Here is a 16227-nt window from a genome sequence, read left to right on the forward strand (position 1 = left end):
CCGGAGGCTTTGGAGCAGTGCTTATGAATGGAGTGAAAAGAGGGCTTTTTTCCAATGAAGCCGGCTCCGGCTCTGCTCCTTGCGCGGCGGCTGCAGTAGAGTGCAGCAGTCCTGTAAAAGCAGGTCTTGTGCAGGCACTGGGAGTATTTATCGATACAGTTGTGATCTGCAGCTGTACTGCGTTCATCATGCTTCTTGCTCCTGAGGAATTGACTGCCGGCCTTACTGGAATGGACCTGATGCAGAAAGCCATGGAGTACCATCTTGGCAGGTTTGGGGTAATATTTATTGCAGTAACCCTGTTCCTTTTCAGCTTTTCCACTTTTCTTGGGATTTTGTTTTATGCAAGAAGCAATGTTGCCTACATTTTCGGTGATAAATGGTGCTGGCAGACAGCTTATAAGGTACTGGCATTGGTAATGCTTTTTGTTGGCGGCCTGGCAGCGTATACCTTTGTGTGGGATCTGGGAGATGTGGGGATCGGTCTGATGACGATCTTCAATATTATATTGCTTTATCCGCTGGGCGGGGAAGCGCTGGCAGAATTAAAGAAATATGAGAAAGAGAAAAAGACAGAGAAAATATCTGAAGTTCATAAGGTGATGCAGTAAAAAGAACCTGCGTAAAAGCAGATTCTTTAACTCAGTATTTGATATGTTACGCTTTTTAGCAGAGGATACATTAAAAAGGCACAGTGAGCGGATTTGGTTGCCGCAGACTGTGCCTTCAGCTTTATTCATTATAAGGAATCATGCATTGACTCTTTTCATCAGGGACATGATCTTCTCGTTGCTGGAACGTACCTTCTCAACGGATACATCATGGTTGATGATATCGATAATGCTTGCAAGGTATTTGCTCATGTTTGCTTCTACATAGTATGGCTTTGTGAGAAGCTCCGGAATACGGTAATTCAGGTTGGTAGTGATCACTTTATCGATCCATCCCTTTTCATAGTATTCATCGAATTTGGCAAGTCCATCTGTGAAAAGACCATAAGTGGTGCATACAAATACACGCTTTGCATGACGCTCCTTGATCTGTTTTGCCACATCCAGCATACTCTCGCCAGAGGAAATCATGTCATCGATGATAACTACATCCTTGCCTTCCACAGAATCACCAAGAAATTCGTGGGCTACGATAGGATTCTTGCCGTTTACGATCACAGAATAGTCCCTGCGCTTATAGAACATACCCATGTCAACGCCCAGAATATTGGAGAAATATACGGCTCTTGACATAGCTCCCTCGTCCGGGCTGATGATCATCAGGTGATCATTATCAACCTTGAAATCAGGAACACTTTTTACAAGTGCCTTCAGGAACTGATACGTAGGGAAGAAATTATCAAAACCACTTAAAGGAATGGAATTCTGTACACGGGGATCGTGTGCATCAAAGGTAATGATATTGGAAACACCCATCTCGCCAAGCTCACGAAGTGCAAGCGCACAGTCCAGAGACTCTCTCTTGGAGCGACGGTGCTGACGTCCTTCATAAAGGAAGGGCATGATCACACTGATACGATGTGCTTTTCCTGTGGCAGCGGAAATGATCCTTTTAAGATCCTGGAAATGATTATCCGGGGACATGTGATTCTCATGGCCGCATACGCTGTAGGTAAGGCTGAAATTGGTAACATCTACCATAACAAAAAGGTCTGTACCGCGGACAGATTCTTTGATGATTCCTTTGCCTTCGCCAGTACCGAAGCGGGGACATTCACAGTCTACAAGAAAAGTATCTTCGCTGTAACCCTGTGGTATAATACTTAATTTCTTATTTTCCACCAGTTCTTTACGGAATTTTACCAGCTTTTTGTCTACTTCCTCTGCCAGATCCCGGCATCCTGCCAGCGCTGCGATCCGAATCGGGGCAACAGGTATAGATTTTTCAAGCAATTCAATATTGGGCATAATATTCCTCCTAAAGTATTAAGATGCAAAAAGAACGCTCATCTCTTATTTATAACATCAGAGGCAGGTAAGGTCAAGGCATTTGTTGATTTTTGTGCCTGAAAGCGGGAAAAACGGCACACTGTTTCAAAAAAAGAACAAAATGAAAGACATATGATAAATGTGAATAAAATATTTATATCTGTAAATAAACGATATTTTTTGTAGTTGTAGTGACGAATAATTAAAGATAATTGATTTTATTCAATGATTTTTATAAATATATGCGTTATAATTATTGAAAAATGGCACATTATATTGTAAAATATAAATGAAAGTGGGTCAGTTTATTCTTTTTTAGAAAAAGATCTGCTTGCTATAGAGCGACATAACAGGGAGGAATGAAATGAAGCAGACACAGGAAAAAGAGAAAAGTTCTCTTGGACATAAGATACTTACAGGCATTGGCATTGTACTATGCGTGATCCTGATTCCTATATTGGTGATCAACTGTACACTGATCATCAAAAGCTATACGAATAAAGATCAGGTTCCCAGTATCAGCGGGATCTTTCCTATGATAATACTTACTGACAGTATGTATCCGGAGTTTGAATCCGGCGACCTGATCATTTGCAATACGGCAAAACCCCAGGACATTAAGACTGGTGATGTGATCTGTTTTTATGATCCAGAAGGGAATGGCACTGCCACAGTTACCCACCGTGTGCAGGAGGTTGTTACAGACGATGAAGGCAATCTGGCCTGGATCACCAAGGGTGATGCCAATAATACAGAGGATCTGCCTACCGTTCCGGCTAAAAATCTGATCGGTGTATATAAGACCCGCTTGAAAGGACTTGGCAATGTGGCCATGTTCATGCAGACTACCCAGGGCCTGATCATTTGTGTGATCTGCCCGATCATCCTTTTGGTGGCTTATGATGTGATCCGCCGCCGGGCATATGAAAAGTCCAAGAAGAAGGATACAGACGCACTTCTTGCTGAGCTGGAAGCACTGCGTGCTGAAAAAGAGAAAAACAATCCAAAGGATATTTGATTCCGGGATGCCACATCGGAATTAGATATAAATTAAATCCTGTTCCGGAAGGTGAGGAATGGTCTTGACCGTTCCGGCATTATCGGAATGGCGAACCGCCTGTTCTGTGGAACGGCGAGGAGCATTCCTGACAACAGGGAACGCGAGAAAGAAGGGAGAAAAAAGAGCTATGAGAAAAAACAAAATGATGCGTGCTGCATCCGGTCTTCTGGTTGCAGTTCTTCTGAGCACATGTGCAATCTCCGGTACTTTTGCGAAGTATACTACTTCAGCAAATGGAACTGACAGTGCACGAGTAGCTAAATGGGGATTCCAGTCAGCAACTGTAACATTAAATGATCTTTTTAAATCAGCATATGATACTACAACTGATTCAACAGTGAAATCAGATGATGGTGCACATGTAATTGCACCTGGTACAACAAATAGTGGAACATTTGATTTTACATACGGTGGTGCTGATATTGATAAAAATGGTACGAAAGATGATGCGCCTGAAGTTGCTTATCAGTTTACTGTAAGCACAGCCGGAAGTCAGATTGCTCCTGATATTAAAAACAATACAAATATCCAGTGGAAGCTTGATGATGATGGAACTTGGGGCACATGGGATGATATGATTGCCGCTATCCAAAATTTGTCTGGTGCTGCAACTGGAACACAACGGTATGAGCCGGGACAGCTTCCTGAGGCGTTCAAGAAGGCAGGAGCCAATACTCATACTGTATATTGGCGGTGGCTGTTTGATACAAGTGGAAATGATATGGTTGCTCAGGATGTGAAAGATACCACTATGGGTAACAAAGAGACACTTGATGAAGTGAAATTGCAGATCACTATTACCGCAACCCAGATCGACTAATCGATCCATATGCAACATACATAGTTGCAACAAAGTGATTCCTACCAGAGAATCCTCTTCCCAGTGGCAGGGAAGAGGGACTTCTGGTTTTTCAAAGAAGGAGAGATATCTGCTTTTTTGAAAAGCCAAAAGTTACAGGAAAGAGAACAGATAACATAACAGATACATAACAGATACATAGCAGATGACCTAACAGATAATATAACAGATAACACATAACAGATAATAACAGAAACCATATAGAAGCAGCAACAACCCCGAAATAATAACAGAAACCACAGAGAATGATCGTTACTGTTCACACACCACTATCCCGCGAGGTGTTTTGGCATGAATATGCCAAAATCCCGAGACATACAAGCCAAAATTCCATTGCCGCAGGCAATCTGGAATGAATTTTGGCTACGTTACTGTGAACGGAGTGAACAGTAACGTATGATCCGGGAACAGGAGGAAGGGACAATATGCCGGAGAGACAATTAGGGAGAATAAAATTACATAATCAGGAGCGGATCCTCTGGCCTGCAGTTTTTTTACTGGCAGTGATGGTGATCGCTACAGCAGCTCTGGTTGGCACCTATCTATTTCATTTTACCAGAAAGAGCGACTGTGAGATCAGCCTGTATCAAGGACAGACTTATTCTGAAAAACAGCAGCTGTCAAAGAATAAAGCGACCACCGGCAGCAGTGCAGGAACTTCATCTGGCAGCATGACCGGCAGCGATGAAGGAACCACTACAGGAAATACCACTACAGGCAGCACAACAGGCAATGCAAATGCTGGTTTTCAGGTTTCAGATGATCAGCAGATCTGGAGCACTGACACCTCCATTGATCTTTTTCATATCCGATATACCAACGGATACGGAGAGATTTCCGTGCGAGGGGAAAACGGGGATAAGATCGTAGCACCTGGCACAGATGGACAATATACCTTTTCACTGAAAAACACAGGAAGCAAGGAAGCTGATTATAAGGTCTGGATAGAGGCAAGCACAAGCTCAGGAGACATAGATTTTCCGGTGCTTACAAAAATGAAGAATACAGATGGGTGGCTTCTTGGAAGTGATGATACATGGGAAAATGCAGAAGACTTGAACGGCGTATCTGCCCAGGGACAGATGGAAGCCGGGCTAAGCCAGGATTACACCATTTACTGGCAGTGGCCGTTTGAACAGGAGGAAGACGACAGGGATACAGCTCTTGGAAATCTTACTGATGGACAGGAACTTACCTATACAGTAACCATTCACACACAGGCTTCTATGGATACAGACAGCGGTGCAGCAGACAGAAGCCAGGGCACATCCATAAACCCAGTTAAGACAGGAGACAATACAACGGTTACAAGGTGGATCCTGATCCTGACGGCAGCTGCAACAGTGTTTGGCATGGGACTGTACTTTATATATAGAAGGAAGAAAGAACAGGACAGATCATGAAAAATGCAAAAAGAAAGACAAGTCCGGTTCTGAGAAGGATCCTGCTGGCAGTGATCGGTCTGATCCTGGGAGTGAATGTGTATTTTGCAAATGCATCCGGAATCGGAGGCAATCATCTGCCAATGCCCTTTGGCTATGGGATCGCCAATGTGCTTTCCGGCAGTATGGAGCCTACGTTTTCAAAAGGTACCTTGCTTTTGGTAAAAGAAGAAAAGCAGGCAGAACCAGGACAGATCGTTGTATATCAGTCAGGTCAGGAACTGATCGTCCACCGTGTGATCCAGATAGAGGGAAATCTGGTGACCACAAAGGGCGATGCCAATGAAGCGGCAGATCCGGTTTTTGATGTAAGCCAGATCAAGGGAGTTGTGGTTGGCTGGATCCCCTGTTTGGGAAGCCTGGTCAGCTTTTTGAAAACACCGGTGGGAATCATTTTGCTGCTGGTATGCGCAGTGCTTTTGATGGAAGGCTCTTTCAGGAAGCAGAAGGTGTCAGATGACCGACAGCTGGAAGGAATCAAGGAAGAGATCCGCAGGCTGAAAGAAGAGATGAACCAGGAAGAACCCAAAAAGGATATACAGCAGAATGAATCAAAAAAAGTCATACAGCAGGAAGACCCTAAAAAGGATATGCTGCAGGACAAAATCATAAAGACAGAGAACATACAGGAATCCAAGAATAGAAAGGAGAGAGAAGATGGAGAAGGAAAACAGAACAATTAGCCGGATCTATCAGGCGGTGGCAGTTCTTTTATGTCTGGTCATGCTTTCTCTCTGGATGATGGGAAATGTATATGCCAGGTATACAACGGAAAGTTCCGGAGGCGATACCGCCAGGGTAGCGGCTTTTGTATTTCAGCTTGCAGATGGCAGTGGGAGCCAGATGATCGACCTGAAAAAAGTGCAGAAGCCAGGAGATACCTGTGAATACCATTTTACAGTAAGTAACGAGAAAGACAGCAAAGTGAATGAGGTCACTACGGAATATACCATAGGGCTGGAGCTGACAGGCAGCATGCCCCTTGAATGCAAAGTGACAGAAGTGGATCCTGAAGGATCCGGGACCAGCAAAGAGATGTGCAAGGTAAAAAGTTTTGGGGACGATGCAGTTCTGGCTAAGGAATCAGCTGCAGTTACCTTTGCACCGGCAGAAGCGTTGGAAAAAAATTATGTGTTAAGTGTAAGCTGGCCCAGTGAAGAAGCAGATGCAAAATACGCAAATACAAGCGGTACATCCGTACTTGTATTAAATGTGAATGCAAAGCAGACAGACTAGAAGAGAGCGGTGAAGATTCAGAATGATGAAAAGAGAGATCAATACAAGCCAGACAGGCAATCATAAGAAAAGAAACAGATCCGGAAGAAATGGCTGTGGCTGTTCCTTCTGGTGGTTCTTGTAGGTATCCTGGCAGGAGGGGTTCTGGCCAGATACCGGTCAGATAATCAGAAACAGGAAGAAATGAAGTCATCCGATTTTCATATAACCTCCGATCTTCTGGAAGAAGAAGGAGCCTCCTATGATGTTACAGACTGGAGATCCGGAATTGACATTCTTCTATATAATTATGAAAAAGAGAATGTTGCCCTTATTGCAGGGGACGACATCAGCTATACAATAAAAGTGGATGGAAAATGGGTATGTAGTGATCCTAATAAAGGAGTATTCAAAAAGAGTAAAGACCGCACATCCCAGACCATTCATCTTACACCTGGTACAGATGTAAAGAAGGGTGATACAGTAACTATTACTGTAAATACTACAGCACCTTATAAGAAAACACTTTCAGCTACTTTTAAGATCGTATCGGAGGGCAGCCCATCTTATACAGTAAAGGATCAGTCAGATGGAACGGTACTTCTTACTATCCAGACCAATGACTACAGCGGTAATATTACAGTTAAATGGAAGACTGGGCAGCTGGATCCGGACAGTACCAACACGGATATGGCAGACTGGTTAGATGCATCCGGACAGGGGATCCTTAAAGCAGAAGATAATACTACATATCAGTTGCTGTTTTTCAAGAATATTACAGACCAATTTACAGATCGATCCGGTATGGGGACTGAGATCAATCTGACAAAATAAAACGAGGAGGGAAAAGACTTGAACAGAAAAGACAGAAAAATGAATAAATTAATAAGTATCCTCCTCGCATTTGCAATGATCATGCAAAGTGTTTCAGGAACGGTTGTACTGGCTGATGACACCCAGCCGGAAGTCCTGGAAAGTACTCAGACCATGGATGTGGAAGATACAGAAGAACCGGAGGAGGTACAGCTGCCCCAGGAAGAACAGCCCCAGGAAACTGAGGGGCAGGATGCGTCTGTAAAAGAAGAGACAGATGCTTCTGCATCCGGGGAAACAGAGATATCTGGAGGGACACAGATAACTGGGGAAACACAGACATCCCAGGAAACAGATATAGCAGAAGAAGATCAGACAGAGGAGATTTTTACAGATCATTTGATGGATGATCCGATGCCTGCTGCAGAGGAAGGACTTACAGAAATTAATTTAAGTACAGTATCTGTGGAACAGGTGTATCTTCTCACCAATGCACAGTTTGTTTCTACTTCTGCAGGCGACATTTTGACAGGCACCGGAAAGGGATACCGCCTTACCGGAAGCGGACAGGATGCAGGTACAAGAACCGTTTATGTGGGTGACAATACATACGATGGAAAAGTTTATTCCGGACAGCAGGATATTTCTGTAGATTTTGCTGGTACAGGAAGTGAACTGTCTGTTTTGCAGATCAATTCCATTGCAAAAGAAGATGGGGACTTTGGCTCTGTCATGCTTTCTGTAAGCAAAAGTTCCAGTATCGGCACTTTAAGACTGATGGAAAAGGCAAAGGCAGTGCTGACTCTTTCTGATGCTTTGAAGATCGGGAATATGGAACTGTCAGCAGGCAGCAGTCTTACCATCAAGGCAGGCAGCTGTTCCTTCACTGTAACAGGAAATACCACAGGAAGCGGATCCATTGCCCTTTCCGGAAGCAACCTGGTATTTCATGATCTGGATGCCGGCTCCATTACACTGGATACTGCAGTAATGAATGCATCAGGCTGCAAGGTGGCAGCAAAAGATAATCTGACGGTAAATAGCAGTACAGTGCAGGACGCATCTCTTCTTGGATTCAAAGAGGATGTAACCGGTGCAAAGACCCTGTCCTTTACAGGAGCCGGAAATGCACTTCGTAATATAGAAGTCTGTTGGTACAACCGAAAATGGAACAGCCAATGTGTCTATCACAGGTGCAGAGACAATTTCCAATGCTTCTGATACTAATTTTATCTGTGATTATGGAATTACTTATTTTCATGATGGTGCTGAGCTTACAAAGGAAGACACATGGCCGGATACCTATCGTGTAAAGTATACCGGTACCATTAGCGGCACAGGAGAGATGATCGGATACCATCAGAAAGTTGGTGCTTATATTGGGACAGCAGATCAGATCCAGCTGCCTGTATATGTACAGAAAGGCTATACCTGCAAAGGCTGGACATGCGGAGAGGATAGTACAGTCAATACGGTGCTTCCTGCCGGATATGCCAGCAACCTTACCTTAAATGCAGAGATGAAACCTGCTTCGGTAACAGTAAGGGTAGATCTGGGCTATACTCCGGATGAAAACAGTAATGATGATTACCAGACCCTGAAACAAGTGACTACATATGAGAATCGTGTATGGGGAGATGTGGTAGCGCTACCGGCACCTTATCGGTTTGGGTACCAGTTCCAGGGATGGAAGATACAGCCTGGTGATGAAAAAAGCGGACTTATAAAGGAAAGCTATACGGTATCCTTGGATGATGCTACAGAATCGGAAGATGGTACTTTCTCTATAGCGCTTACGGCCGTATGGGAAGCCGATCGCTTTCCTGTAAGATTCCTGATTTCCAGTAATGTAGATCTGACCAAACTGAAGGTCCAGGCAAATGGAACTACTTATGATTCTGTCTCTGCTTTTGCACAATCCAATCAATATGTGACCTGGAATGAGGCTGATCATCTGCTGGAATTTGACCATTTTGTGTATGGGGAAAATCTGTCCGATTATCTTACGGGAATCGGTCTTTCACAGCTGCCTGTGCTTTTGGACCAAAGGGAAGGAGCAGCTAAGCAGGAGTTTGCAGGCTGGTCTACACCTTCAGGAGCAATGCTTTTAGAAGACATGACCTTCTCTGTGGGAAGCATCCTGGATAGTAAAGGAGAAGGGGAGTCCCTTGCTGATTATGAAGCCAAGATCAAAATTACCCCTATAGTGCTTTCCAGCTTATGGGGAACCGGTCAGTATAAGCTGACTGTTGATGTAGTTGATGGATGGGAGCTTCTGGTGAATGGTCAGGTTCAGACACCTAATGGCTCTGAAAAGACCATGACCATTTCTGTCTTACGACCGGCAGTGAACTGGTTTGGAGATGCAGCGCAACAAATCCGCTGAATTTCAGCCGGTGGACATTTACGGAAGGCTTTTTGCCAGAGGAAACCACTTATGATTCAGGTGCAAATTATCTCACCTGGAAGGCTGTGATGCCCTACAGAAATATTAAGGCAAGCTATACCTCTAATCTTTCCTCCTTATATGTGGATCTGGCTGTAAGCAAGATCACTTTTGAAGAGAAGGTGACGATGCCCAATGGCCGTACAGTGGACGGCTTCTGGTATACGCAGGTGATGACACCATCTGAATACGACGGCATGAAGGTAAATGCCTTAAGCCCTGCATTTCAGGCGAATGCTTCTTATGTAGGCCATCAGGACGAGTATTTCTATGTCTGGGATTATGGGGATACATCGTCAGATCACAAGTAAAAATACAGACACACAGAATCAGCTGACTCTTGTATCAGCCATGACCATTACCCTGAAAGACTGTAAGATGATTGCTACGGATGCTTACAGGGATCAGGCAGCAGGAACAAAGCTGGGCGAGATCGAACTGGAGAATCTGTATGACGATCAGGGGAAAAACATGAGTCAGGCCCTTGAAAATACAGATCTTACCCAGTATGCCAATGTGGTTCTGGATACAGATAAAACCAATCAGTATACGGTTTATTTGAATCTGAAAGGCGATAACAATGTGATCGCTGATATTTCCACTTCAGGATTTCATGCGGAGGCCAAATACGGAGGAACCGTTTATGTACAGGGGATTGATACTGGAAACAGTAAAGCTGTACTGGGAACGATTTTCGGAGATTTTAGCTGCACGATTCAGAAGCTGGATGTAACTGCTTACGAGAAGGAAACTCCATTTCGTTATCTTACCTATACCTCACGGGTTGGATCGGTGTATTTCAACCAATCCAGTATTCAGGCAAAGGACAGGACTGTATTCACCTACAGCATGTATATGAACGTGAGAGACAGTCAGTTATATGTAAAAGAAGCACGGGGATATTATTATGGCATAAACATAAGCGGCTCCAGCTATGCTCACATTTATGGGGACGTTTTGTCCAACCGTCACTCCATGTCTGTTACGGGTTCTACTTCTGTGGTTATTGATGGGAATGTGCTGACCACAAATCAGGATCAGTATGCTTCCGGTGATATTAATACCAGTGGATATGTGATCGTAAAGGGTACCGTGTATGATGCATCCAATACCAGATTCACCAATGGAACAGTAATTTGTAATACACTGATCGTTGGTTCTTATATTACCACAAATGGATCTGCACGGCTGATCACCAACCTGATCACCGCCAATACCTATTCAAATATCCGATATGATAAAGCGACAAGCAGATATTATCCCTCTCTAAACAGCAGTGATAGCCGTGTTTACTCTATTACGCAGGCAAATCAGAATGAGGATGATTATCCCTTCAGGGTATTCTCTTCCAGTGTTGCTACCACAAGAACCTATAGCTTTGGAGGAGCCTCTACCAGGATTTATCTGTTCGGTCATTATAAAACCACAGCTGTGGGAGCAGTGGATTATTATGATCTTTCCATTACAGCCATGGATCAGGACAACCCGGTTCAAGGATATGTGCTTCAATGTCTGGATGACAATGGGGATTTGAAATCTCAGGTATCACTTGATGATACGGCTTTGCAAAATGGGGTAAAAGCAGCTTCCGGTTATGCAAATAATGAATGTATGATGCTTGGAAACAGTACTTATATACCAGGTACAAACACACCAAGGTTTGTGGCTTTTACCGGGGCACAGGTTTATGCAGCCGGCAATCTTACATTCTTTAATGAAACAACAGTATCTGATGGCTTGATCTGGTGCGACGGAAGCTTTGGTACAAAAAGTGATCTTACAGTTTCAGGCGGACAGATAACGGCAAAAACCGTAGGAAATGTGTACCATCTGAATACGGTTTATGCAGACGGTACCAAGCGCTGGAAAAAAACACTTATTACCGGCGGTACTGTAAATGCAGATGAGATCGGTGCAAGAGCCAGCCATGGAACGAAAGGAAGTATCCAGCGAAGCCTGGTAGAAATTACCGGTGGAACGATCCAGGACACCACAACCCTTCAAAGTGATGAATATATTAACTATATTTATGATAATACAGATTTTCCGGAGGCTTCCAATACATTTGCATCTATGCCGGATAATGTTCGCTTAACTGCACAGGATACAGATGGAACTACAAAAAGCTGGCACACAGAAGATCAGATCACCTTTGCGCCACCAGTGGCAGCCGATGGAAACGCAGGTTCCTGGCAATTTGGTTCCCTTTCCGGGCCAAAGGCAACAGGCATTGATGCCGATGGGGCTTTACTTCCTGAAAATACTAATATTAATGTTAGCCAGAAAGACCAGCTTCTGTTATATGCTGCCAAAGATAAGTATAATCTGACGAAGGTTTATGGTACAGATCTGTATACTTTGACGGTGAAAGGTGATGATGCTGTATTTACATCTAATACCATGACAGATATTTCAGATCTGCAGCAGATCGAAGTACGGACGGCATCTGTATCCGGAGGTACTGCAGCTTACCCTTAGGGTACAGTCAGAGCTGTATCGTACACGGACTGTGGTGTGGTATATTGACGGCAATGGCCAGTATCACAATGCACTGGCAGGGGAAAGCTGGCAGGGGAACAGTATTACCTTTAATATGCCAAAGGGAAATACCTACATCTACGTGGTGGATGATGAACATGCCCTTCCACTGGATCTGTGGGTCAGCAGCTACAGCTTTGACAGCAATGGATTTGTGACCCAGCTTGTGGATGTGGACAGCTCCGGAAAACTGACTGACACAGATGCGGATAAACGCTTTACTTATTCCGGTAATTACAGGATCGTGCAGTCTAATCTGAAAAATGACCAGATAAAAGATCCTAAAGGTGCTGAATTTGATGGCGTAAACAAAGCAGATATGACCAGCAATCGGATCCGTTTTGCATCAGATTTTGACAATCAGACCACTTCCAATAATCAGATCATATTGTCTAGGATCTATCAAAAATGTCAGGATGATCAGTTTGGAGTTTTGGTGGAAAGCTCATCAGATGAAAGCCAGGGCGGAAAGGTCAAGCTTCAGTTGGATGGGAAAATTGCGCTTTTCCGTTTCCAGCTGAAAAATCCTTCTTCCCTTACTCTTGCAGGGAAGAATGGCAAAGATACAGATGTGCTGTATTTTAACCGTGCACAGACCAATTCACCTTCTGATTATCTGATCAATGCCGGTACGATCACAGGAAAACCTGGAAATCTGACACTTAAGAATCTTAAGCTTAATTATAAATCCGGTTATGGTGGATATCTGCTGTATGGAACACAAAAAGGTGGTTCCCTTACCATAGAAGACTGTAAGTTCTACAATAAAGCATGGGGAGACAGCACCGGCTTTGCTAGATATGTTGAAAACATAAAGATCCAGGGAAGCGACATTGACATTACCACCGGATATTCCTATACCACAGAATTATTCTCCGGTTGTGGGGATGTGACAGTCAGCGATAAAAGTAAGATCCAGTGGAAATCCATTGGAAGTGAATCAACAGGCGGTTATCCTTTTGATTATGGAATTGGCGGCACCTTAACGGTTGATGATTCTGAAATTGTTACGAATTTTGATCCGTCAGCTGACACAAGAACCTATACCATCAATGATTATGAAACAAGTAAGGCCAAACAGGTGATCCTTCAAAATGGCGCTAAGTATACGGCAGACAGCCGCCTTCGGTTCACCAAGGTTCAGGTTCTTTCGGATGCTGTTTTAACAGTAAAATCTTTTGGAAATGAAGAAAGCTATTTCTTTTCCCAGGATATTCTGGTGGATGGCGGTACCATCAACGCAGATTATGTAGTTGTCAGTGGATTCTGTTCGCCCCAAAGCAGTGTCTCTATTTACTGCGCTGCCACAAAGGCTGCGCTGGACCTAAGAATCAGCAAGCAGACCAACGTAATCGATGGAAAGGATCTCCCTGGCCTTGTGATCAAGTCTGGTACTGTAAATGCCAGGAAATTTGCAGGTGGTGACTGGAATGGAAAGGTTACAGTATCCGGCGGAACATTAAATACGGCAGCAGTAGGTACATCCGGTTATTTGTACGGCTTTATAAAGCAGCTTCCTGCAAACAAGCTGGACTACGTATACAAATATCCCATCTATAATTACAGCAATTACACACAGTCTGCTGCAGTAACCATAAATGGTGGAACTGTGAATATTGAAGATGGCGGCTATCTGGGCGGCGCCAATACCACGGTTCAGGTTTCCGGCGGACAGGTGAAGCTGGGAGAAAATGCTGTGCTTGGTATGACCCAGTCGCAGACAAAGGCTCTTTCTGATTATTACTCAGCAAAAGGGGATAATATTGGAAAACACGTACCTGCAAGCAAGTCTCCAAATTTCAGATGGCAGCGTAGCCATGGCAGATGCTGCTACAGGCAGTATATGTGCCCCCTATGGTCAGATCCTGATTTCAGGCAATGACACCAGCATTAAAGCAGCTAGGATCAGTGCAGACTATGGAACTGTTGAGTATAAGAGAGGCTAAGAATGCATTTGATAATCCTTATCAGGGCAATGAGCCAAGTAGATACAAAAGCAATCGTATCGGTGTGTGGGTAACAGATTCCCTGTCAGCCCAGAACCTGGCGATAACAGATGGCGCCCAGGTCTATGCACCAAATGCATTTGCTCAGATCACAGATGGACAGGGAAGACTGAGTGTGCAGGAAGCAGGTCTTTATTCTGCTGCTTATGGGGAAAAAGGTATTTCCAGAGCAGAGGAGGACAAGCAGTATAATGACAGATCCGGTGCTGCGGATCAGACCGTATTTGGTACCCATCTGGTATCCATTATATATGTGTTGAATCCACAGGGAATCCTTTTGGATGCGGATGAGAAAGCTCTGGCGAATAATGAAAATCCAGAAAACTATACATCCACTGCAACAGATCAGCATCTTCCTCTTAAAGGATGGATTCTGTGAAGGCTATTATTTCAGAGGCTGGTACAACAATCCGGAATGTACAGGAAGTCCTGCCACCCAGATCAATACTACAGTTGCCAATGACTTTACCCTGTATGCAAAGTGGGAAAAGGTCAGGGTGAAATTCCAGCTGAGGATGGATGAGAGCAGCGCTGCCGGTTATTATAACGAGGCAGAATTTGCAGGCAACAGTCATTGGACAAAAGGCAGAAGACGGCAATTCCTATGTGTCTTCTGAAATGGCTTATGTTACATACGGGGACAGGATCCTTACCGCTTCTGGTGTAAACCTGATCAATTATTCCACCAATACCCTTGGTGTGACTGAGGTGCAGATCCAGGAAGACGGCTACACAGGAGATCAGTCCATCAGTGCCAGCAGCACTGTGACAAAGGCGCTGGCTGAATATTATAAGACAAAAGATACAAACAAAGACGGATCTGCAGTGATCACTCTTCATGTACATCTGGTACAGAAAAGATATGCAACCATTACTTTTGATCTGAACCAGAAAAATGGAAGACCTGTGGATGCAGCATTTACTACAGGGGTTTCTGCTATCAGGGAAAATGTTGGAGTAGATAAAACACTTGGAACAATTCCTGCATTTACAGATGCAAGTGTAACACAAGGAAACAGCAAAGGACTGGTACAGGCAGCAGCCAAAAAGGCTATACCTTCTATGGTTGGAATACCGACAAAAATGCCACAAAGGACAGCAAAGATGGCTGGGTAGATAAAGAGAGTATTTTTGCTGCCAATACCACCATCTATGCTATCTGGCAGGCGAATACCTATAAGGTAGAGTTTTTGGCAGGAGAGGGCAGCTGGGTTACTGCAGGTCAGCAGGCGCCCGCTGCAGGTCAGGATGCAATCCCTTCTCTGGAATGCTACTGGGTATATGATACGCCAGTAACAGAGGCAAACAGCTTCTGGTATAAAGATGCGCAGGGAAATAAATGCTACATGACTGAACTTCCTTATGCATGGAAAGAAGGAAGTACCTTTGATAATGAAAATGGATGGTTCTATTCTTATGGTGAGAATGGAGCAACTGTAAAGAAAAGATTTCTTCTGCCCAGGCCTTAAGCGCACTGCTGATCCGCACGCTGGGTCGTAACTCTTGGTTCTCCAGACGGAAATCCGGATAAGATAGCGCTAAGTGTTACTGCAGAATATACGCCGGTAAATGTAACTTATGATTTGAATGGCGGACACTGGATGGACAATACACAGGCCAGTACCCAGAATCCGGCATACGGAGCTCCTCTTGCCGGTTATTGTACAGCAGCTGCAGATAACACCACACAGGTGCTGGAAAGTACTACCGGTGAGAATGGATGATTTATCGTGTGCTTGGAACTACAGCAGCATATTACAACACTAACAAAAAGTATGCAGCTGCAGATTACAGAACACTGCTTTCCAGAAAGGGCTATACCTTCCTTGGATGGTACACCAGCCTTAACAAAGATGCTGAAAAAGCAGAGACAGATCCTTCCACGGTATCTGTAGGCACAACACCAAG

Annotated in this window: 18 protein-coding genes and 1 pseudogene; 18 read left to right on the top strand and 1 reads right to left on the bottom strand. The window is 44.2% G+C overall.

All coding sequences use genetic code 11. The features are described from left to right. Positions 1 to 611 (top strand): alanine:cation symporter family protein (locus R1Y93_RS06535; protein WP_500822159.1); only part of this gene is annotated, 611 nt, incomplete at its 5' end. A gap of 138 nt (positions 612 to 749) precedes the next feature. Here the strand turns inward: R1Y93_RS06535 and R1Y93_RS06540 are convergent. Beyond that, positions 750 to 1919 (bottom strand): ribose-phosphate pyrophosphokinase, encoded by a 1170-nt coding sequence (locus tag R1Y93_RS06540; RefSeq protein ID WP_500822160.1) that lies wholly within the window; start codon positions 1917 to 1919, stop codon positions 750 to 752. Positions 1920 to 2304: 385 nt separating this feature from the next. Between R1Y93_RS06540 and R1Y93_RS06545 the strand changes: the two genes are divergently transcribed. The 17 genes and pseudogenes from R1Y93_RS06545 to R1Y93_RS06625 form a co-directional block, all read left to right on the top strand. Next, positions 2305 to 2958 (top strand): signal peptidase I, encoded by a 654-nt coding sequence (locus tag R1Y93_RS06545; protein ID WP_500822161.1) that lies wholly within the window; start codon positions 2305 to 2307, stop codon positions 2956 to 2958. A gap of 169 nt (positions 2959 to 3127) precedes the next feature. Beyond that, entirely contained in the window at positions 3128 to 3820 is a 693-nt protein-coding gene (locus tag R1Y93_RS06550) for a hypothetical protein (RefSeq protein ID WP_500822162.1), read from the top strand. Positions 3821 to 4284: 464 nt separating this feature from the next. Further along, a complete protein-coding gene (locus R1Y93_RS06555) occupies positions 4285 to 5262 on the top strand; it encodes a hypothetical protein (protein WP_500822163.1) in 978 nt (325 codons plus the stop codon). Beyond that, a complete protein-coding gene (locus R1Y93_RS06560; protein ID WP_500822164.1) occupies positions 5259 to 5984 on the top strand; it encodes a signal peptidase I in 726 nt (241 codons plus the stop codon). Before R1Y93_RS06555 ends, R1Y93_RS06560 begins: the two co-directional genes overlap by 4 nt. After that, on the top strand, positions 5959 to 6537 hold the full coding sequence (locus R1Y93_RS06565; protein WP_500822165.1) for a hypothetical protein: 579 nt from the start codon (positions 5959 to 5961) through the stop codon (positions 6535 to 6537). Before R1Y93_RS06560 ends, R1Y93_RS06565 begins: the two co-directional genes overlap by 26 nt. A gap of 111 nt (positions 6538 to 6648) precedes the next feature. Beyond that, positions 6649 to 7350 carry a hypothetical protein gene (locus R1Y93_RS06570; protein ID WP_500822166.1) on the top strand — a complete coding sequence of 234 codons (702 nt, stop codon included), beginning with the start codon at positions 6649 to 6651 and terminating at the stop codon, positions 7348 to 7350. Between the two features lie 18 nt (positions 7351 to 7368). Further along, complete coding sequence (locus R1Y93_RS06575) at positions 7369 to 8550, top strand: hypothetical protein (RefSeq protein ID WP_500822167.1); 1182 nt, start codon at positions 7369 to 7371, stop codon at positions 8548 to 8550. Further along, entirely contained in the window at positions 8510 to 9715 is a 1206-nt protein-coding gene (locus tag R1Y93_RS06580; protein ID WP_500822168.1) for a hypothetical protein, read from the top strand. Before R1Y93_RS06575 ends, R1Y93_RS06580 begins: the two co-directional genes overlap by 41 nt. Before the next feature lie 32 nt (positions 9716 to 9747). After that, the gene (locus R1Y93_RS06585; RefSeq protein ID WP_500822169.1) at positions 9748 to 10086 is read left to right on the top strand and encodes a hypothetical protein; all 339 of its coding nucleotides are present in this window, start codon (positions 9748 to 9750) and stop codon (positions 10084 to 10086) included. Next, positions 10046 to 12253 (top strand): hypothetical protein, encoded by a 2208-nt coding sequence (locus tag R1Y93_RS06590; protein ID WP_500822170.1) that lies wholly within the window; start codon positions 10046 to 10048, stop codon positions 12251 to 12253. Before R1Y93_RS06585 ends, R1Y93_RS06590 begins: the two co-directional genes overlap by 41 nt. 31 nt (positions 12254 to 12284) lie before the next feature. Beyond that, complete coding sequence (locus R1Y93_RS06595; protein ID WP_500822171.1) at positions 12285 to 14195, top strand: hypothetical protein; 1911 nt, start codon at positions 12285 to 12287, stop codon at positions 14193 to 14195. A gap of 35 nt (positions 14196 to 14230) precedes the next feature. Continuing rightward, entirely contained in the window at positions 14231 to 14698 is a 468-nt protein-coding gene (locus R1Y93_RS06600) for a hypothetical protein (protein WP_500822172.1), read from the top strand. Then, entirely contained in the window at positions 14628 to 14936 is a 309-nt protein-coding gene (locus R1Y93_RS06605; protein WP_500822173.1) for an InlB B-repeat-containing protein, read from the top strand. Before R1Y93_RS06600 ends, R1Y93_RS06605 begins: the two co-directional genes overlap by 71 nt. 369 nt (positions 14937 to 15305) lie before the next feature. Continuing rightward, positions 15306 to 15437: pseudogene (locus tag R1Y93_RS06610) on the top strand (hypothetical protein); the annotation flags it as partial. A gap of 72 nt (positions 15438 to 15509) precedes the next feature. After that, positions 15510 to 15788: a hypothetical protein gene (locus R1Y93_RS06615; protein ID WP_500822174.1), complete on the top strand. Its 279-nt coding sequence runs from the start codon at positions 15510 to 15512 to the stop codon at positions 15786 to 15788. 132 nt (positions 15789 to 15920) lie between these two features. Further along, the gene (locus R1Y93_RS06620; protein ID WP_500822175.1) at positions 15921 to 16043 is read left to right on the top strand and encodes a hypothetical protein; all 123 of its coding nucleotides are present in this window, start codon (positions 15921 to 15923) and stop codon (positions 16041 to 16043) included. Further along, on the top strand, positions 16040 to 16227 hold a 188-nt coding region (locus R1Y93_RS06625), incomplete at its 3' end, for a hypothetical protein (protein ID WP_500822176.1). The genes R1Y93_RS06620 and R1Y93_RS06625, both read left to right, overlap by 4 nt.

It is taken from the genome of Blautia sp. HA3515, assembly GCF_059933065.1.